Origin of the sequence: Streptococcus pluranimalium, assembly GCF_047785745.1 — a bacterium.
Taxonomy (GTDB): Bacteria; Bacillota; Bacilli; order Lactobacillales; family Streptococcaceae; genus Streptococcus; species Streptococcus pluranimalium_B.
The window spans coordinates 68,816-87,434 of sequence record NZ_JBLOJT010000001.1 but is presented as its reverse complement, the minus strand read 5'-3'; the positions used below and the strand labels follow the sequence as shown (position 1 = coordinate 87,434).

Below are 18,619 nucleotides of genomic sequence, written 5' to 3'. Positions count from 1 at the left end.
GAAAAGAATAAACAACTCTGTTTATTCTTCATTCTATTTATGAATCTTACAAAAGACAAATCCAGGCTGCAATCAAGACACTTAAAATGCTAAACAATGAACCTATCAAATAATATTCCGCAAAGGCTGGATTTTCAGAAATTTTATTGTATCGAGCGATGGATTTTGCCGTAAAGACAAGTCCGATAGACGTAAATTGCCCAAAGATAATGCAGATACCAATGATCATTCTCTCTAAAAAGCCTATGGCTGCTCCTGCTCCTGGAATGGTATCCATCTTGTTATCCTCTTCTGGCTGATATTTTTGGAAAAATATCCGAAAGGCAATATTGGTTGGCTTGGTAAGAAAGACTAAAAAGAGGATCATATTCAGCCAGTTTGGATCAATCCAAACTGGAATTGGCATACTGCTGACAAATCGGCTTAAAAGGAGAATAACGAGAATATGAAGTGCTTGATCCAACAAAAAACTCTGCTGATGATTCAAATGCAGCAACTCTGCTATTTTTCCTTTAAAGAAATCTAACAATGCATGGCTTAGAAAAATAAGAGCAAGAACCCACCAGATTCGGTATTGAAGGAATACTACAAATAGCAAAGGCAGGGCGACTCCTACAAGATGTCGCAGCAGAAAACGTCGGTCCTGCCCTTTTTTGTCTGCCACCTCTTGACTCTGCAAGTGAAAATCCGCAAAAAAATGACAAATTAATAGTAAGGTAAGAATCGGATTTTCGCTTAAATTATGAGACAATCCCATCATTCTTTTTCCCCCATAACATCCTCTAAAATGAGTTCCAAAGTAGCTTGACGTAAGCGTAAGTATACCTTGATACTGCTACTTTTCAGCCGTTTTGAAAGAGCACTAGCATTTAGTTGTAACATTTCCCCCAGCGCTTGTTGATCAAAATGTTCCTGGTAGACGTTCATTTCCAATAAACTCGTCAAAACCTCTTGTTGACTAGCTCGCCAATCTGCTTTAATAGCATCACCCGCTGAAATCAGAGCATTGAGCTGGGCTGTTTTAGCTGGGTTACCAACCTCAATCGCAAGAGAAGTATTTCCATAGTCATTCTTTTGATGGACAAACTGAATAGCTTCTCGCGCGTGCCAATAGGCTGGACCATCTGCTCCAATACTCAATTCTGGATTGATATCTGTCACAATATCTCCTAGTCCAACTCCAAAACGCACCTCATAAGGGAATAATGCCTGACAAAGATCATCAATCATGTGAAATATCGGTGCTTCGATAGTTAACAGACCTTGAAATTCATCTCCTAAAGTAATCGAAAATTTAGAAACAATGACATCTTCATACTTATGATTAATTTTAGTTAGGGCATTTTCAAGTATTTTTTGTGCTTGATAACGATTTTGGATAGACTTTGAATCCACAAAATCTCCTATAATAGCAAAATATAGCATGACCGTCTCCTTTTAAGTCTATTATAATAGACTAATCAGAAAAAGTCCATTATAATAGACAATTTCTAAAAAGTCTGTTTTAACAGACTTTTTTAAGGTGTATTTTTACATAATTAAAATTATGTAAATTAATTAACTCGGTTTCGAGTGTCTCCTGTTTCAATAACTTCTTTCGTTGCATTCAGGCCACCTTCAACCAGATTTTTGACAGCTTCATCTGTATAAAAGGCTGTATGAGGAGTATAAATGACTTTTTCGTGTTCTAAGAGGCTCTTGAAGAGCTGGTCTTCAATCACTTTATCATAACAATTTTTAGGAACGTAGGGACCTTCTGCTTCATAGGTATCAATGCCTGCTGCGGCTAATTGCCCACTATCCAAAGCAGCCAGTAAATCTTCCGTATCTACCAAAACGCCACGCGCCATATTCATAAGGATGGCACCTTTTTTAAACTTGGCAAACATATCAGCATTGAATTGATGATAATTGAGCTCTGATGGATACATATGGAGGGTTACAATATCAGCGTCTTTAACAGCTTCCTCCGCCGACGCTTTATAATCAACGATGTCAGGAATACGGTTATCTTGATCAATTTCATAACCTACGACACGGCAGCCAAATCCTTTAAAAATCTTAGCAACTATTTTACCAATTCGTCCGATACCAATAACAGCAACTGTCATATCTCCTAAAACACGCCCTCGAATACTTGGTACCCAAGAAAAGTTTTGCTCACTAACATGCTGTCTGATACCTTCAAACTGTCGAATCAGCATCATTGCAACCATGACAGTATACTCTGCGATAGATTCTGGAGAATAAGAAGGAACATTTGAAATGATAATATCATGAGCACTAGCTAAAGCCAAGTCATACATGTCGTAACCAGCACTACGCTGAGCAATTTGTTTAATCCCAAACGCTTTAAGTCGTGCGTAAACCTCTTGATCCAAGGGAAAAACTTGAGAATTACTAACCCCGTCAAAGCCCTTGGCTTCTTCAACAGATTCTTTGGTCAAAGGTTTGTCTGTCAATGACACCTCAATGCCATGCTCTTTTGCCCAAGCTTCAGCAATCGGTATTTCCTCATCGCGAATACCGTAAACTTTAATTTTCATTCTTCTATCCTCCTTATTTTTCTTAATCCTAAGCATAACACAAACTAATTAGAATAACTAGCTATTTTAAAACAGACTAACTACCCAGTGCTATTAAAATGCGGTAAGTTTAATCCATTAAATATCAGGATTGATAAGACTAGTGTTACATATTATATAACTTAAATCTAGAATAAACGAAAAAGTGATTTCATTGCAGTTGCTTCAATCAAGATAATACAAATAATAAAAAGAACCTATCTATAAGAGCAGCATGCTAGCTTATGGCGCTGTTCCTGATAAATAGATTCCTTTTAGTTCTTCTTAGAGTTTTTTTATTTAACAACTGCTTCTTTATAATCACAATCTTCACTACTACATATCACTTGTTTACCGCCACCACGGACTTTTTTCTCAACGAGAAAATCACCAGATTTTGGACAAGCACGGCCAACCGGAATATCCCATGACGTAAAGTCACACTCTGGGTAACGATCACAGCCATAGAAGATGCGGTTACGTTTGGTTTTGCGCTCGATAACTTGCCCTTTTTCACAGATAGGACAGGTCACACCGATTTCCTTGGTAATCGCTTTGGTATTGCGACATTCTGGGAAATTACTACAAGCGTAGAATTTACCGTAACGGCCTAATTTAATGACCATTGGTGAGCCACAGACATCGCAGTCAAATCCAGCAGGTTCATCCTTAATCTGGATTTTTTCCATCTCGTCTTCAGCTTTAGTCAATTCTTTTTCAAAAGGTTTGTAGAACTGGTCGATGACCTTTTGCCATTCTTCCTTACCGATTTCAACTTCGTCCAGGCGACCTTCCATCTCAGCTGTAAAGGCCACATCAACAATATCTGGGAAGAATTCTACAATTAAGGAATTGACAATTTCACCCAACTCTGTGGGTTCAAAACGCTTAGCTGCCAATTTGACATAATAACGTTTTTGAATCGTCTCAAGCGTAGGCGCATAAGTTGATGGACGACCAACACCATTTTCCTCAAGAGTTTTGATAAGCGTTGCTTCTGAATAGCGAGCAGGCGGTTGTGTAAAGTGTTGCTCAGGAGTGGTCAAGACCTTCTTAACGGTGTCTCCAGCTTCCATTTCAGGCAACATCTTATTCTTATCAGAATCGTTATAGACAGCCATGTAACCATCAAACTTAACCTGACTACCATTAGCGGTGAACATAACACCATTTTGGGATAAATTGACTTTCACAGTATCAAAGACTGCTGCTGTCATTTGCGAAGCTACAAAACGGTTCCAAATCAAGGTATAAAGTTTGAGTTGGTCCTTATCAAGGTACTTAGCAATAGACTCTGGCGTATGATGAACTGATGATGGACGAATAGCTTCGTGAGCATCCTGAGCACCAGCAGCATTCTTAACCTTAGTACCATGTTTAGAATATTTGCTACCAAAACGTTCGGTGATAAAGCCAGCCGCTTCATTTTGTGCCACAGGACTAATACGCGTTGAATCCGTACGCATATAGGTAATGAGACCTTGATGACCTGCTTTACCTAAACTCAATCCCTCATAGAGTTGCTGTGCGACCATCATGGTCTTGCGAGTACGGAAATTGATTTTATTAGCCGCATCTTGTTGCATAGAAGATGTTGTGTAAGGAAGAGGGGCGTTGCGACGACGTTCTTTCTTCTCTACCTTATCAACCGTAAAATCATCGCCTTTGATACGAGCCAATACTGATTTCACATCATCTTGCCTTGCTAACTTAAGTTTTTTGCCATCTAAGCCATAAAAAGCAGCTTGGAATTTCTTATTACCTTTTTTGAAGGCACCATCAATGGTCCAATACTCTTCTGGTTTAAAGGCCTTAATCTCATTTTCACGGTCGATAATCAATTTAAGAGCAACTGACTGAACACGGCCAGCTGACAAACCTTTTTTTACTTTTTTCCATAAAATAGGACTGATCGAATAACCTACAATACGATCCAAAACACGACGGGCTTGTTGTGAATCAACCAAATCCATATTGATTTCTCTTGGTTCTACAAAGGCATTCTTAACAGCATCTTTAGTAATCTCATTAAAGACAACGCGATTTTTTGCTTTAGGGTCTAAGTTTAAAATATGCGCTAAATGCCAAGAAATGGCTTCACCTTCACGGTCCGGGTCACTTGCTAGAAAGACTTCTTTAGCATTTTTAGCTTCTTTTTTTAAAGAATTAATCAAAGGTCCCTTACCACGAATATTGATGTATTCAGGCTCATAGTTATTATCAAAATCAATAGACATGCTCGATTTTTTCAAATCACGAATATGCCCAACTGATGCCACTACCTTATAATTGCGTCCCAGGTACTTTTCAATGGTCTTCGCCTTAGCAGGTGACTCCACAATAACCAAATTTTTCTTTGGACTAGCTTTTTTCTTGCTAGTTTTTTTTGCACTAGTTTTCGTTTTTGCTTTTGTTGCCGTAGCAGTTGCCATAAACACACTTCCTATACGAGAATTGTCAAAGGTTATATTTTCTGACCCTTTGAAACTTATAACATGATAACCCTCTTTTTCTGATGTGTCAATAAAAAACTTTTTACTATAGGAGAACTTACTTTAAAATGAGTAATCACTCAAGACATCAAATCCCGATGTAATGCACTTTGCACCTTCTTGAATCAATTGCAAACAACCAGCGGACTTGCCATCTAAAATATTGCCAGGAAGTGCAAAAACATCTCTCCCTCCTTCTAATGCACGCTCACAAGTGATTAAACTTCCTGAGCGTAATTTAGCTTCAGCGACAATAATTCCCTGACAAAGGCCTGCAATAATACGATTTCGCTCTGGAAAGTGATATTTAAGTGGTTGTTCACCAGGACCATACTCAGAGAGTACTAAATGGTTTTGCATCATAAAATCCTGTAAGCGTTGATTTTCTTTAGGGTAATAGACATCAAGACCGGTCCCGATGATACCAATGCTAGCCCCTCCATTTTTAAGGGTAGATAAATGCGCTGCGGTATCAATCCCACGCGCCAATCCACTAACAATCACAAATCGATTCTCTAGCTCTGTGATAATCTTCTGAATAGACTTTGTTCCTATCTCACTACATTTTCTAGCACCAACCACTGCTAGTTTTGGTTTTTCAAGCAGATCAATATTTCCCTTATAAAATAAAAGTACCGGTGGATTATAAATTTCTTTGAGTTCCAAAGGATAATTATCATCTAAAATGGAAATGCTAGGAAACTTTAGAAATTCTTGGCGTAAGGTCTTACTATCCAACTGCTTATAATGCTCCATAAAAACAACTGGATTAGAACATTTAGATACTACTGCACGATCTCTGAGGGATAAAGATCTTTGATGATTAGCTTCGTAATCTAGGATATTTAAGATATGCTGATTAGATAAACCTGCTTTTTTTAGTTTGTACAATTCAAAATTATTCATGTTAATCCTCCACTTAATTATTCGGAAAAACATGAAAAAAATCCTAGCCAAGCTAAGATTTTATCTTCTTAATCAATCGTCTTAATCACCTTAGCAGGATTTCCCGCAAGAACAACATTATCAGGGAAAGACTTTGTGACAACGCTACCTGCTCCCACAACGACGTTATTTCCAAGAGACACCCCGGGAAGAACCGTAACGCCACCAGCTAGCCAGACATTGTCCCCTAGGGTTATTGGGGCACCGTATTCTACTCCAGAATTACGCTCGATCGGATCCAAAGGATGCAAAGGCGTTAAGAGCTGACAGTTTGGGCCAATCATGACATTATCACCGATGCGAATCTCGCAGACATCTAGGAAGGTCTGATTAAAGTTAGCATAGAAATTCTCACCGACATAAATGTTATTGCCATAATCACAGCGAAAAGGCTGTTCCATATGCAGATTTTCTCCTGTTGAGCCAAACCAATCTTTGAGGAGGCTACTTCGTTTTGAGGCATCATCCTCATTATTAAAGTCTTTCATTAATTGGCGAGCACGCAGACGCATGGTTTTCAATTCGTCATCACCCGGTTTGTATGGTTTGCCAGTAATCATTTTCTCACGTTCAGTTACCATTGTTACCTCCATTTAAGACCATACTTTTCACTGGCTCAAAACTACGTCGATGAATGGGTGTGACACCATATTTATCCAAACCTTCTAGATGGATTTTTGTACCATATCCTGCATTTTGGACAAAACCATAGCCAGGGAATGCTTTATCAAAATCAGCCATCATCTTATCCCGAGTTACCTTAGCAACAATTGAAGCAGCTGCAATAGATAAGGAATTAGCATCCCCTTTAATGATAGACGTTTGAGGAATATCAAGGTCTAGTGTCATGGCATCAATCAGGAGATAATCAGGTACAATTCCCCTTTTAGATGCATCTTTGATAGCCTCAACCATCGCTAACTTAGTCGCTTCATAGATGTTAACCTGATCAATCACCTCATTATCCATAATACCAATGCCGACTGCCAGAGCCTTCGTCATGACTTGCTGGTAAATTTCCTCATGCTTAGACTTGGGAATTTTTTTAGAATCGTTAAGCCCGGAAATTTTCTCATTAACAGGTAAAATCACACAGGCTGCTACAACTGGGCCAGCTAAAGGTCCTCTGCCGACTTCGTCAATCCCTGCAATCAGCTGATAATCTTGAGCATATAGAGCTTTCTCATAAGTTAGCATAGTCTCCAAACGAGCTTCTTCATCTAGCTGAGCTTGAATTGCTTTTTGTCTCTGAATGATGGCTTTTTGCACTCCAGCTCGCTTATCCTCAGCAAAAAGAGACCAGCGAGGGTCTTCCAAAGTTGGAATTACTGCTAACTGGTCTTTAATCTCTTTAATGGTTGCCATAATCTTCCTCGACAAGGTCTAGCGTATAACGACCCAAACGACCGTCACGAACTTCCTTAACAAAAAGGTTGTAAAAACGGTCGTAATCATCTCTGAAACCAAGTTTTTGTGTCATGCCCATAATGATTTCAGGGGTCTCTTCTGATAAATTCATCCCTTTAAAACGGTCTTTTAAGCGTTCAGGATAATGCTCCTTAAAGAAATTAAGTCCAAAGATAGTAACCTCATCCATTGGCAATAGTTGATCCTTGATCGCACCCGTTAAGGCTAATTTTAAGCCAACCAATTCATCTTCAAACTTAGGCCACAAAATCCCTGGGGTATCTAAGATTTCAAGCTCCTTATTGGACTTGAGCCACTGCTGTCCCTTGGTGACACCTGGTTTATTCCCTACAACGGCAATTTTCTTACCAGCTAAACGGTTCATAAGTGTTGATTTACCAGCATTTGGAATCCCGGTAATCATGGTTCGCAAGGTCTCTTTTTGAATGCCACGCTCACGCAGTTTCTCAATCTTTTCAGACATGAGTGACTTAGCAGCATCTGTCACTAATTTAACCGTTGCTTGCTCTTTAGAATTGATCGCCAAGGTCTTAATCCCTTGAGACTCAAAGTGTTTACGCCACTCTTTGGTACGCGTGCTATCAGCTAGGTCAGCCTTGTTCAAAATCAGTAATTTTGGTTTGTCACCAACGATTTTTGTCAGCATGGGATTTTGACTCGACAAAGGCAGACGAGCATCCACCAAAATCGTTACAAAATCAACGTGCTTCAAATTCTCCTGAACTTGACGGCGAGCCTTGGACATATGCCCAGGAAACCATTGAATAGTAGCCATGAGTTTATAAATCCTTTCGTAGCAAGTTTTTTCGTTTGAAAAACCTGCCTGTTTTTTATTAGGCACCAAACAGGCACCAAGATTTTGTATTCACCAAGTTAACCTATAACCAACAACCTTTTGTTTTCCTTCTCTTAAATAAGAAATATCAAATGACTTGTAATATTTTGATAAATCTTTCTTAAGCTTAGGAATTATATTTGCAGTTATATGCCTAGGTGTATAAGTTGATTTTAGACCAAGTTTGTCTCTAAAATCATCTAAAGAAAATTCAATTATTTTTGAATCAAGATTATTTTCTATTTCATCATTTAATATTTTGGAATATTTGCTAGACCAAGATTTTAATGCTTCAAATCTAAAATTATTTCTATCAATAAATTTATCTAAGGCTTTAACTGTTTGATTTTGAGATATTCCTTGACTATGAGTATACAACATAGTTGTTTCGTAATTAGCATGTCCAACACGTTCCATAATTTCTTTTATAGCAACTTTCATACCCTCACTTTGTAAATAGGTAATATGCATATGTCTAAAGGAATGAGGGGTTACATGCTTTGTCCATTTAAAACCGTATCTCCTCGCAGTTTTTAATAAGATCAGTTTCAACACGAGCAAGTACTTCCCGGAAAGAATGCGAAGTTATTGGTGAACCGTATTCTGTTCTAAAAACACTCTCTGAGAATGTAAATGCTTCGCAAGGATTTTCAATCGAATAGCGGTCAAACTCTTCACTTCGTTGTATAGCCCTTAATATAGCATCACAAGCCACTTTAGGTAAAGCAACATCTCGATCAGCATTTATTGTTTTAGTTTCATCAAAGTAGAATTCTGAAACTTTTAAATCATGATATTGCAAAGCCTTATCAATATGTAGTATACCTCTCTCAGCATCAAAATCTTCCTTAGTAAAAGCAGCTTCCCCGATTCGCAGTCCTTAAAATAGTAAAACTATAGCCAAGTCATAATAATTCGGGTTTCTTCTTCGACTTAGTGTTTCAAAGAAAGCTCTAATTTCATGAATTTATAAAAATTTTGCTTCTCGTTTTTTCTTTGTTTCACGCTTTTTCTCAAGGGACGTTTCTAGCTTTATTACAGACATTGGTGAAAACTGAATAACATTATAAAGAACACCATGGTTAAAAATTTTGTTACAAGTGCTTTTTATATGTATCATAGTAGATTGTGACGTATTATATTTCTCCATATAGGTAGTCAAACACTTTTTCATCAATAACGGTGTTAAACGTTCGAGTAAATAATCATCACCAATAATTTCACCAAGACGTTCTATCACAAAAGCCTCTCTTTTTACTGTCTGAGGTTTTACTGATACTGACCAGGTTTCTAGCCAACTCATCTTTAACTCTCCGAATGTTCTTATCAACTGGGGATTAAATTGAGCTTCACTGCCATTAACTAATCCCTCAATTTTATCTTCGAGCTCGCGTTCTGCTTGTTTTCGAGCGCGACTTGTGTTTTTATGATAACTTACAACAGCTGTCTTCCACTTGCCAGTTAGTGGATCCTTATATTTATCTACAACTTCGTATCGAGTAACTCCTTTTGAATTAGTTTTTGTTCTATAGTACATTTTCGTTTCCTTAAACTTGAAAAGAAAAATCAATCATAGAAATATAACCATTTTATATTATATCATGATTCTCTTTATTTTACCGCCCTTTGTTTCCATCTTAAAAACTCTTCAAAGCCTTCCAAATTAATAAAGACTAGTTTATGAGTTGGGTTAATCACATAATCTTTAAACTGCTTATTATCTCTCATTTCACCTAACCATCTATTCAGTGTATATTGATTCAGACCTTCCACCTCCTCAATATAGCTTTTTTATCTGCCCACTCAGCTATACTATTATCAACCGATACAAATTTAATTTTCATAATAGTTTCTCTCTATTTCATATTATTAACCTCCGTGGGTATGACTGGTTAGATCATTCATGGGCATTTCACCCGCTGTCCTTTTACGACGACAGCCTGAACGTTCAGAAGTATCATTGTCCTTATTTGTGGTCATGGCAGATAGAGAACCAATCTATTTTATAGCTAATAATTTTCGCTCCTATCACGGCGTATCTCACTAAATTGCTCGACAAATAAGAAAGTCCCACCTCGGTTTATTCAATTGTCAATGAACAAATCAAGGAGAGACTATTTTATTTTATGTTTTATCCTATCTGGACAATCTGTTAACCCTAATAGGTAATCTGTACTAACGTTATAGAGTTTAGAAAGCTGCACAAGAACATCTGCCGTTAAGGCAACCTCTCCTCTCTCAATTTTTGCATAATTTGTATGAGAAAAGGAAAGTAAATTTGCAACAAACTTTTGAGTGAAATCATGATCTTCCCTCAAATCTCTTATCCGTTGGTACATCTAGCTTTCTCCTAAGAAAAGTATATGTCACTTTCAGAAAAAAGCTGGGAAATTGTCATAATATGACAATTAAAATTTAGTTATACATTATTTCATGACCCCAATACTTACATTTTGAACGAGCAATAGCCATCATCTGCAAAAACTGTATTTCCGTTGATAGCACTAGCTTCTGGTTGAACCATTAGGTAAATAGCACCCGCTAACTCCTCGGGATTAATAGGTCTCTTCTTCATACTAAGATTCCCGACATATTCTTTGAATTCATCGGGCAATAAATCTGTAGCTACACATCCTGGAGCTACTGTTACAACACGAATGCCGTATGTCGCTAAGTCTCTAGCCATTACTTTTGTCATCATATGAACCGCTGATTTAGAAGAAGCATAACCAACAGAAACACCATTTACGATTTCACCACTTAATGATCCGACATTTATGATGACACCTTTATTTACTTTAATCATTTGGTGTGTGACCAGTTGTGAAAGGTGCAATGTTCCAAAAACATTGATATCAAAGACCCATTTTGCATCATCTAGCATAGCATCATCTAAGAAGTTTATTGTTTTTCCAACAATACCAGCATTGTTGATCAAAACATCAATAGAGCCATATTTTTTGACAACTGTTTGAACGACAGCAGATGTTTCACTTTTATCTGAAATGTCACAATTATAAAAATCAACGTCACCTAATTCTTTTAATTGCGACAAGGCTAATTCTACTGTCTCTAGTGAGTCCACACTAAGTGCCACTACTCTATATCCCTTAGTTAAAAATAATTTTGCTGTTGCCAACCCTATTCCAGAAGTAGCACCAGTAATCATACATGTTTCTTTCATTCTTATCCTCCTTAAAAAACAGAGGCTGAGCCGCCGTTAATAGGTAAACATTGACCAGTGATATAACGTGATTGATCACTCGCTAGGAAAACTAATGCAGGCGCAATATCATCATATGGATCCCCTAAGTATCCTAGCGGAAAAGCATTTTTCATTCCATCTTGAATTTGAGATTTGAGTTCTGGAGTGACAGGTGCACCTTGTAAAACCGTTTTCTCAAACAAGGGTGTCCATGCAGCAGGCCATATTGTATTACACCGGATACCATCTTTCCCCCATTCCCATGCGATTTTATAGGTAAATGCCAAAACAGCTGCTTTAGCTGCTGCATAATGAGAACTATCTGGTCCAGGATTAAAGGAGGCTTGAGAACCAAAATTAATAATACTACCCCCATTTTCTTTTAAGTAAGGATAGGCGGCTTGACAGCTAAAAATGAGCCCCTTGACATTAACATCAAATAACAAATCAATATCCTCACTCGTCAAATCTAGTGTTGGTTTAAAACGGTTGACACCTGCTATATTAAACAGAGTGTCTAGTCCTCCTAACCACTCAACCGCCTCAGCATATAATTTTTCCAACTCTAGTTTATCAGTAACCGTTCCGACTAAATAGTTTACTCCATGTATACGATTTTCCTCATCTGGTAAACCTAAATCAAGACTGACAACTTTTGCTCCTTCTTCAACAAAACGCTTAGCAGCAGCAGCTGCCATTCCGCTAGTCCCACCAGTCACAATAATTTTTTTATCTTTTAATTGCATAAAGCCTCCTCATGATAATTTGGTTCCGTTCGTTTTAATCACCTGTTGATACCAATAGAAGGAATCCTTTGGTATGCGTTTTAAATCTTTTAAGTCCTGATCATCACGATTGACGTAAATAAAGCCATATCTCTTTTTAATTCCTTGGTGTGTTGAAATTAAATCAAATGCAGACCAAGGAGAATAGCCTATTAAATCGATCCCATCCGAAATCGCTTCTTGACAAGCTAGAATGTGACGTCTGAGATAATCGATACGGTAATCATCGTGGACTTTCCCATCAGCAGTTAACTCATCTGAGACACCGCAGCCATTTTCCGAAATGAACAACGGCAATCGGTAGCGTTCCCATAGTTGGCGCATCGTAATGCGGAGACCAATTGGGTCGATAGCCATCTTCATAGGTGTTTGTTCCTGTAACGGATTATCTAAACTCTGTGCAATGCCAGGTTCCGTCATGAAACCCATCATAAAGTTAGCCATATTCTCTGCTGTCGCTTCTTTATTAGCTTCTTTAAAGTCAATACCTTCTTGTTCGCCAATTGCTCGAACTGTAAAAGCACCGTAATAATTAAAGGCAATAAAATCAGGACTCCCCTGTTTTAATATACTCCAATCTTCCTGCACCACAATGGGAAATAAATCACGTTCTTCTAAAAACCGACGTAATGCCTGAGGGTACTCTCCAAAGACAGACACATCTAAATACAATCGATTACGTAGCTGATCGTAGTCAATGGAAGCAAGATTATCTGCTGGGGACGATGTTAGTGGATAAATCGCTGTGATATTTGGAGCTGGAGCAATCTTTGCAGAACATACTTCGTGGCATTTTATCATTGCCTTTGCCTGTGCAACTAGCATGTGATGGTTGGCCTGATACTTTACTTTTTCATTTTCAAAATTTCCTAGATTAAACATCACCATCATGTTTTGTTCATTGATGGTTAAAAAATATTTGACTTTAGAACCGTACTCTTTAAAGCAAACTTCAGCATAGCGTTCAAAGGCATCGATACATTGACGACTACGCCAACCTCCATATTTTTCTTCCAAAGCATATGGTAAATCAAAATGATACAGGGTTACAACAGGTTCAATACCATACTTCAAACATTCATCAATCACCTTATGATAATGTGCGACTCCTTTGGGATTTATGTCTCCATCTCCATCTGGAATAATCCTCGTCCAGGCAATTGAAAAACGATAAACTTTCAATCCCATTTCTGCAAGTAGTGCAATATCTTCCTTGTAGCGATGATAATGATCACTCGCTACTTTCCAATCTGCAATTCCCTCATGTACTTCTACGACATCTTGTACACTTTTTCCTTTTCCATCTTCATCCCATGCACCTTCACTTTGATAAGCAGATGATGATGCTCCCCACAAAAAGTTTTTTGGAAAAGGTAGTAATGATTTATATTCCATTTGTCACCTACAATCTAAAAAATGAACTCAACTAGTTCCTATAAAAACCTCTATTAGCATCCTGTACTCTTAATTTAGTGTTGCCACTATTTTACCCGTTACTTCCCCCTTACGAAGCCAATCCAATCCTTTCGGAATGTCATCAAATGGGATTTCTGTAATTTTAGGGGCCCGAAGTACACCTTTTGCCAAAAGAGTAGTGAACGCTGTAGCAATTCGTTGGAACTCATCCAACTGTTTTCCACCAATCGTTAACATGCGCCCAAAAGCAATTTCATGAACAGATAATTGACGATCGTAAAATTGCCACTGAGTCAAATTTGGTAAACCTGCAGTAACAACCATTTCTCCATTAAATGCTAAATGCTTCAAATCTTTAGTGGCTACCTGTGAACCGACACTACTTAAAACATAAGGAATTCCTTCACCAGCAGTATCTTTTTGAAGCAAGGCATGAACATCGTCCTGTTGAAAATCCACAGCCACATCTGCACCTAAAGACTTAACATATTCAATATCCCTTGCTAAGCAGGTCGTATAGACAATTAGACCGCGTCTTTTAGCTAATTGAATAGCATAACTTCCAACACCACCAGCTCCACCGTGAATTAAAATAATCTCATTTTCTTTTGGCTTAAGTTTTTCTTCAATGGCAACATAAGCTGTAAAACCCGCTCCAGGTGATGCAGCCGCCTGTACAAAAGATATTTCTTCAGGTAAGGCTACTAAATGTTTCTCAGGAATAAGACTATATTCTGCAAAACCCCCATGTATATTACTAATCTCACGTAAACAATAAACACGATCTCCTTTTTTCCACTTCGTTACACCAGGACCTACTTCATCAACGATACCTGCGATATCTAAACCTAAAATAATATTTGTTTGAAATACATTAGCCGTTGATGTGCTTTGTGAAATAATATGATCCATTGTTTGAAAATCTGACGGATTTAAACCAACAGCATAAATTTTTACCCGCACGTCATTACCAACAGGTATAGGTTGAGGTACTTGACGCAATGCCAAGTACCCTTTGTCATCTTTTTTAGCAATACAAAATGCTTTCATCTTAACCCTTTCTTGTGGCATAGACATCAATGAGCTCTTCTGCCAAAACCTTTATGGTTTCACTACTCATCATCTGGTCTTCCGCATGTAATAACAGGAGAGAAAAAGGAAGTTCACCTTCAGCGCTTTCTTGTAACAACTGAGCGTGCGCATGGTGTCCAGTGACAAAAATTTGATGGCCTTCCTCAATTAATTGATTCGCTTGTTCAAAATTTCCTTTTTTAGCTTCTTGAATCGCCTCGATATACAGACTTTTAGCTGTTCCCGAAGCTGCAATAATAGTCATTGATATTTGTTCTAGCTGTTCCATATTATTACTCCAATTCCTTCAATGCTTTCTCAACCACAGCCCGACCATTCATCATGCCATAGTCAGCCATATCAATAACTTGAACTGGCTTTTTAGGGAATAACTCTTTGACTGCGTTTAATTTATATCGGATTTGAGGTCCTAATAAAATAATATCTGCATCTTTAGCGCTGACTTGTGCTGTATCAATTGCATGTGCTTCAACACGAACGCTTAAGTTGTCTTCTTGAATAATGCTTTCCATTTTTTTTACTAAAGCACTCGTTGATAAACCTTGATTACACAATAAAATAATATTTGTCATTCTTAATCCTCCTGTTCAAACAAACAAATTAGTTCGTCTACTGTTTTTACTTTATCCAATTTTGACAACCATTCAATATTCGTAATTTTATTAAATAAAATAGGGTTGACCCAAAAGCTATCTTCAATCTGTGTCTTGCCATACATAACTAGAAAAATATACTTCACTTTCTGCTTATCCCACTCAATTGTTTTTTTGAGTGTACAGATAGAAATCATACTCTTCTCAGAAACTAGTTGATTAGGGTGAGGGACTGCAACTAAATTTCCGATTTCAGTAGATGCTAAACGTTCACGTTGCATTACCAATTCTTTTAAATTTAAAAGAGTTGGATAGCAGTTCTCAATTTCTTTTGTCATATAAGCAAGAACATCTTCTTTTGAGGATAACTCTTTATTTAAAAATAGTAAACGACTATCTAAAAGTTGTGAAAGACTTTCTTTTTGCACCGGATTATCTAATGAAATATCAGAAAATAGATTATCAATATAGATGACCTTGGGTTTCACAGATAGCGGTTGCTGCACAGTACTAATAACATGGTTATAAATACTACCATCTATAGTGATTGCTGTATCATAATCTACAACATCAATATTGTTCAATGATAGGTTGAACTTTTTGGCTATACGCTGCTTTAATAATTCAGCAGTTCCTTTTCCACTATTACAGACAATCAAGAGTTTTCCTGTTGTATATTGTCTAGATAGTCTTTCTAAAGCTAAACTGTAGTGCAAGGCCAGATATCCAATTTCATCTTCCGATACGTATTTTTGAAAACTTTGCCCAATAATATCGGCTGCGATAACAGCACATTCCCAAGCCTGTGGCACCGTAATTTTAATATCTTTCAGAACTGGATTTGGTAGCCCAATACCATAAGTGACTCTCTTAACCATTGGTTGCATGTGAATTGCCAAATTTGTAAATAAATCAAAATCTGCGAAAAAATCCAATTGAAGACGCTCTTTAATTGCTGAATGAATTCCTTGAATAATTTCTTCGATTTGATGATCAACTTGAATACCATCCTGCTTTAAAAGCAATTGTTTGCTTTGTAAATGAAGTGATAGGTAGTATCCCTCTTCATCTGGAAAATGAAGATTGTATAGTTCTCCTACTCTCCCTAAAATTTCTTTCGATATTTGTAACGCTTGCAAATCTTGCATAGAAGATTCAAGCCATTGAACACTAAAACTATTTTTGACACGCCAAACGGACACAATAACATGTATAACCAGATTATCTATACCTGTCTCAGTCAATAAAAAATTGTATTTCTGACAGACTTGTAATACAATTTTGCGAATTGCTGATGTATCTATATCGTCAGATAGAAATAATTTTATAAAGTTTTCAATTGCTAATGAACTATTTTTTAAGAATCGTTGTGTGAAGCAAAGACGTTTCTTTAATTCCGTTCCATCAACACGTAATCCTTTTCCCTGCTTAGATACAATTTCTAACTGATATTGGTTGAGTAAGGGCCGTAGTTGTTTCACACATCGCCTAATGGTTGACTCAGAAACATAGATACGCTCAATAATATTATCATATGAAACCCAATCGTTTTTAGTCAATAACATTCCTAATACCTGATCTTCAATAGAAAATTCAGGTTGAGCCAATATATTCTCTTCCCTCTCGATGAATGATCGAATATGTTCTCTTGATTCTTTATCTAAGTAATAGCCGTTTCTTGCTACCGAATGGATTGTCAAGTCCTTATTTTCTCTATTGTACTGTTGAATAGCGTTTTGAATGGTACGCTTGCTTACTCCTAACTTGATACTTAGCTCATTGGCTGTTACGTAACTCTCTTCAAGCAATAATAATTGAATAATTTTTAATATACGTTGTTCGAAATACACCATCTATACACCTTCTATATGAATAAAAACCATTCAATTAAAATTGGTTTTACTCTTCTTCTAACACTTTTTTACGATCAAATGCTTTAAAGAATGGATAATATACAGCGATATTAATAACCAGGAGCACCAATGTCCAAGCAAAGCCGGTCCAAGACCCATTCGTTAATGCTCCAATGACGCCAACAGGTGTTTGTCCAGGAATATTAGCGCCAGTAGGTGGAGCAATCAGCCCAATTTTATTGACGAAAAAGGTGAGATATAAATTAATCATTGGGTTAAGAATAAATGGAACTGCTAACAGAGGGTTCATAATCAGTGGTGTACCGAATATTAATGGCTCATTGATATTAAAAAGTGAAGTTGGAAGTGCAATACGACCTAATGTTTTTAAATGCTGACTCTTGGCACCAATCATCAATAGATTTAGAGCAAATGTACAACCAGCTCCGCCCAAGAAGGTAAATGCTGTTAAATTCCATTCTGGGTGTGGTGCTGTAACACCTTGGGCAAATGCTGCTAAATTTTCATTGATCATTGCCATATAAATCGGCGCCATCCCAACATAAGCAATCATAGAACCATGAATACCAAAGCACCATAAGGCTACCGAAACGAAGGTAAACACTGTAACACCAAATAATCCACCACCAACATTACTCAATGGAGCTTGCAAAATACTGTACACTAAATTTTGAGCAGTTTGAAATCCCGTCATTGCAATCAATGATCGTACTCCCATAAATATAATAAATACGATTGTTGCTGGAATCATTGTTTCAAACATACCACTAACATTTGAGGGTACCGTATCCGGCATTTTTATTTTGAAGTTTTTATCTAAACACCATACATAGATACGACTGGCTAGTATTCCAACAGCCATAGCTAAGAAAAGACCCTGTGCCCCGAGATTGGATACAGGAATAACTCCTTCAACCATCCCAGTAACTGATGTTTCACCTTCTACTAGAGTGCTCTGTAAGCTGAAAGGAATTAGCATTAAAAATGAACCGATACTGATAATACTTCCTGAAAAAGGATTTTTATCAAAAGATTTAGCTGTAAAATAACCTAGAGCGGCTACAACATATAAGGAAATCAGTTCAGTTGTTATCATAATAGGAAAATTCAAAATATCAAATAATCCCGTTGACATTAAAAATTGATTGTACCATTCACCTAATGGAAGTGAGCGAAGCAGTACAAAGAAAGAACCACCGATGGTCAAGGCACTGACTCCCATAAAAGCGTCCATCAAAATTTTGATATAGCGTGAATTAGTAAACCTATCTATCGCTGGTATTATTTTTTCTTCAATAAAATTCATGAAAAACCTCCAAAAAGTTTTATATTGAAATTTAGTATCAGTGAGCTCATTACTAACTTCATCTTTAGTATATGTTATTAAGTT

Annotated in this window: 17 protein-coding genes and 2 pseudogenes; all 19 read right to left on the bottom strand. The window is 37.2% G+C overall.

Annotated elements, in window-relative coordinates:
- Positions 1 to 46: 46 nt before the first annotated feature.
- Positions 47 to 760 (bottom strand): DUF3307 domain-containing protein, encoded by a 714-nt coding sequence (locus ACMZ6U_RS00460; protein WP_416105744.1) that lies wholly within the window; start codon positions 758 to 760, stop codon positions 47 to 49.
- Entirely contained in the window at positions 757 to 1,425 is a 669-nt protein-coding gene (locus ACMZ6U_RS00455; protein ID WP_416105743.1) for a SatD family protein, read from the bottom strand. The genes ACMZ6U_RS00460 and ACMZ6U_RS00455 overlap by 4 nt, the downstream gene beginning before the upstream one ends.
- A 128-nt stretch (positions 1,426 to 1,553) precedes the next feature.
- A complete protein-coding gene (locus tag ACMZ6U_RS00450; RefSeq protein WP_416105742.1) occupies positions 1,554 to 2,546 on the bottom strand; it encodes a D-2-hydroxyacid dehydrogenase in 993 nt (330 codons plus the stop codon).
- A 314-nt stretch (positions 2,547 to 2,860) separates the two neighbouring features.
- Entirely contained in the window at positions 2,861 to 4,996 is a 2,136-nt protein-coding gene (gene topA / locus ACMZ6U_RS00445; protein WP_416105741.1) for a type I DNA topoisomerase, read from the bottom strand.
- Positions 4,997 to 5,119: 123 nt separating this feature from the next.
- A complete protein-coding gene (gene dprA / locus ACMZ6U_RS00440) occupies positions 5,120 to 5,962 on the bottom strand; it encodes a DNA-processing protein DprA (protein ID WP_416105740.1) in 843 nt (280 codons plus the stop codon).
- A gap of 68 nt (positions 5,963 to 6,030) precedes the next feature.
- Positions 6,031 to 6,582 carry a sugar O-acetyltransferase gene (locus tag ACMZ6U_RS00435; protein WP_416105739.1) on the bottom strand — a complete coding sequence of 184 codons (552 nt, stop codon included), beginning with the start codon at positions 6,580 to 6,582 and terminating at the stop codon, positions 6,031 to 6,033.
- Positions 6,572 to 7,366 carry a ribonuclease HII gene (locus ACMZ6U_RS00430; RefSeq protein ID WP_416105738.1) on the bottom strand — a complete coding sequence of 265 codons (795 nt, stop codon included), beginning with the start codon at positions 7,364 to 7,366 and terminating at the stop codon, positions 6,572 to 6,574. Before ACMZ6U_RS00430 ends, ACMZ6U_RS00435 begins: the two co-directional genes overlap by 11 nt.
- Positions 7,353 to 8,204, bottom strand: coding sequence for a ribosome biogenesis GTPase YlqF (ylqF, locus tag ACMZ6U_RS00425; protein ID WP_416105737.1), 852 nt, complete (start codon positions 8,202 to 8,204; stop codon positions 7,353 to 7,355). Before ylqF ends, ACMZ6U_RS00430 begins: the two co-directional genes overlap by 14 nt.
- Before the next feature lie 90 nt (positions 8,205 to 8,294).
- A pseudogene (locus ACMZ6U_RS00420) lies at positions 8,295 to 9,801 on the bottom strand (tyrosine-type recombinase/integrase).
- A gap of 74 nt (positions 9,802 to 9,875) precedes the next feature.
- Positions 9,876 to 10,108 (bottom strand): annotated as a pseudogene (locus tag ACMZ6U_RS00415) (DNA-binding protein).
- Between the two features lie 270 nt (positions 10,109 to 10,378).
- Positions 10,379 to 10,603: a helix-turn-helix domain-containing protein gene (locus ACMZ6U_RS00410; RefSeq protein WP_000284844.1), complete on the bottom strand. Its 225-nt coding sequence runs from the start codon at positions 10,601 to 10,603 to the stop codon at positions 10,379 to 10,381.
- Positions 10,604 to 10,710: 107 nt separating this feature from the next.
- Positions 10,711 to 11,448, bottom strand: a complete 738-nt coding sequence (locus ACMZ6U_RS00405) for an SDR family oxidoreductase (protein WP_416105736.1) — start codon at positions 11,446 to 11,448, stop codon at positions 10,711 to 10,713.
- 11 nt (positions 11,449 to 11,459) lie between these two features.
- Positions 11,460 to 12,215, bottom strand: a complete 756-nt coding sequence (locus ACMZ6U_RS00400; protein ID WP_416105735.1) for an SDR family NAD(P)-dependent oxidoreductase — start codon at positions 12,213 to 12,215, stop codon at positions 11,460 to 11,462.
- Positions 12,216 to 12,224: 9 nt separating this feature from the next.
- Positions 12,225 to 13,649, bottom strand: a complete 1,425-nt coding sequence (locus ACMZ6U_RS00395; RefSeq protein WP_416105734.1) for a glycoside hydrolase family 1 protein — start codon at positions 13,647 to 13,649, stop codon at positions 12,225 to 12,227.
- A 69-nt stretch (positions 13,650 to 13,718) separates the two neighbouring features.
- Entirely contained in the window at positions 13,719 to 14,720 is a 1,002-nt protein-coding gene (locus ACMZ6U_RS00390) for an alcohol dehydrogenase catalytic domain-containing protein (protein WP_416105733.1), read from the bottom strand.
- A gap of 1 nt (position 14,721) precedes the next feature.
- A complete protein-coding gene (locus ACMZ6U_RS00385) occupies positions 14,722 to 15,030 on the bottom strand; it encodes a PTS lactose/cellobiose transporter subunit IIA (RefSeq protein WP_416105732.1) in 309 nt (102 codons plus the stop codon).
- 4 nt (positions 15,031 to 15,034) lie between these two features.
- Entirely contained in the window at positions 15,035 to 15,334 is a 300-nt protein-coding gene (locus tag ACMZ6U_RS00380) for a PTS sugar transporter subunit IIB (protein ID WP_416105731.1), read from the bottom strand.
- A gap of 2 nt (positions 15,335 to 15,336) precedes the next feature.
- Positions 15,337 to 17,208, bottom strand: coding sequence for a BglG family transcription antiterminator (locus tag ACMZ6U_RS00375; RefSeq protein WP_416105730.1), 1,872 nt, complete (start codon positions 17,206 to 17,208; stop codon positions 15,337 to 15,339).
- Positions 17,209 to 17,254: 46 nt separating this feature from the next.
- Positions 17,255 to 18,535 carry a PTS sugar transporter subunit IIC gene (locus ACMZ6U_RS00370; protein WP_416105729.1) on the bottom strand — a complete coding sequence of 427 codons (1,281 nt, stop codon included), beginning with the start codon at positions 18,533 to 18,535 and terminating at the stop codon, positions 17,255 to 17,257.
- Positions 18,536 to 18,619: the final 84 nt, after the last annotated feature.

What these genes read in the sequence shown, in the direction of transcription:
- ACMZ6U_RS00460 (WP_416105744.1), bottom strand. Translation starts at nt 760, where the DNA reads ATGATGGGATTGTCTCATAATTTAAGCGAAAATCCGATTCTTACCTTA.
- ACMZ6U_RS00455 (WP_416105743.1), bottom strand. Translation starts at nt 1,425, where the DNA reads ATGCTATATTTTGCTATTATAGGAGATTTTGTGGATTCAAAGTCTATC.
- ACMZ6U_RS00450 (WP_416105742.1), bottom strand. Translation starts at nt 2,546, where the DNA reads ATGAAAATTAAAGTTTACGGTATTCGCGATGAGGAAATACCGATTGCT.
- topA (WP_416105741.1), bottom strand. Translation starts at nt 4,996, where the DNA reads ATGGCAACTGCTACGGCAACAAAAGCAAAAACGAAAACTAGTGCAAAA.
- dprA (WP_416105740.1), bottom strand. Translation starts at nt 5,962, where the DNA reads ATGAATAATTTTGAATTGTACAAACTAAAAAAAGCAGGTTTATCTAAT.
- ACMZ6U_RS00435 (WP_416105739.1), bottom strand. Translation starts at nt 6,582, where the DNA reads ATGGTAACTGAACGTGAGAAAATGATTACTGGCAAACCATACAAACCG.
- ACMZ6U_RS00430 (WP_416105738.1), bottom strand. Translation starts at nt 7,366, where the DNA reads ATGGCAACCATTAAAGAGATTAAAGACCAGTTAGCAGTAATTCCAACT.
- ylqF (WP_416105737.1), bottom strand. Translation starts at nt 8,204, where the DNA reads ATGGCTACTATTCAATGGTTTCCTGGGCATATGTCCAAGGCTCGCCGT.
- ACMZ6U_RS00410 (WP_000284844.1), bottom strand. Translation starts at nt 10,603, where the DNA reads ATGTACCAACGGATAAGAGATTTGAGGGAAGATCATGATTTCACTCAA.
- ACMZ6U_RS00405 (WP_416105736.1), bottom strand. Translation starts at nt 11,448, where the DNA reads ATGAAAGAAACATGTATGATTACTGGTGCTACTTCTGGAATAGGGTTG.
- ACMZ6U_RS00400 (WP_416105735.1), bottom strand. Translation starts at nt 12,215, where the DNA reads ATGCAATTAAAAGATAAAAAAATTATTGTGACTGGTGGGACTAGCGGA.
- ACMZ6U_RS00395 (WP_416105734.1), bottom strand. Translation starts at nt 13,649, where the DNA reads ATGGAATATAAATCATTACTACCTTTTCCAAAAAACTTTTTGTGGGGA.
- ACMZ6U_RS00390 (WP_416105733.1), bottom strand. Translation starts at nt 14,720, where the DNA reads ATGAAAGCATTTTGTATTGCTAAAAAAGATGACAAAGGGTACTTGGCA.
- ACMZ6U_RS00385 (WP_416105732.1), bottom strand. Translation starts at nt 15,030, where the DNA reads ATGGAACAGCTAGAACAAATATCAATGACTATTATTGCAGCTTCGGGA.
- ACMZ6U_RS00380 (WP_416105731.1), bottom strand. Translation starts at nt 15,334, where the DNA reads ATGACAAATATTATTTTATTGTGTAATCAAGGTTTATCAACGAGTGCT.
- ACMZ6U_RS00375 (WP_416105730.1), bottom strand. Translation starts at nt 17,208, where the DNA reads ATGGTGTATTTCGAACAACGTATATTAAAAATTATTCAATTATTATTG.
- ACMZ6U_RS00370 (WP_416105729.1), bottom strand. Translation starts at nt 18,535, where the DNA reads ATGAATTTTATTGAAGAAAAAATAATACCAGCGATAGATAGGTTTACT.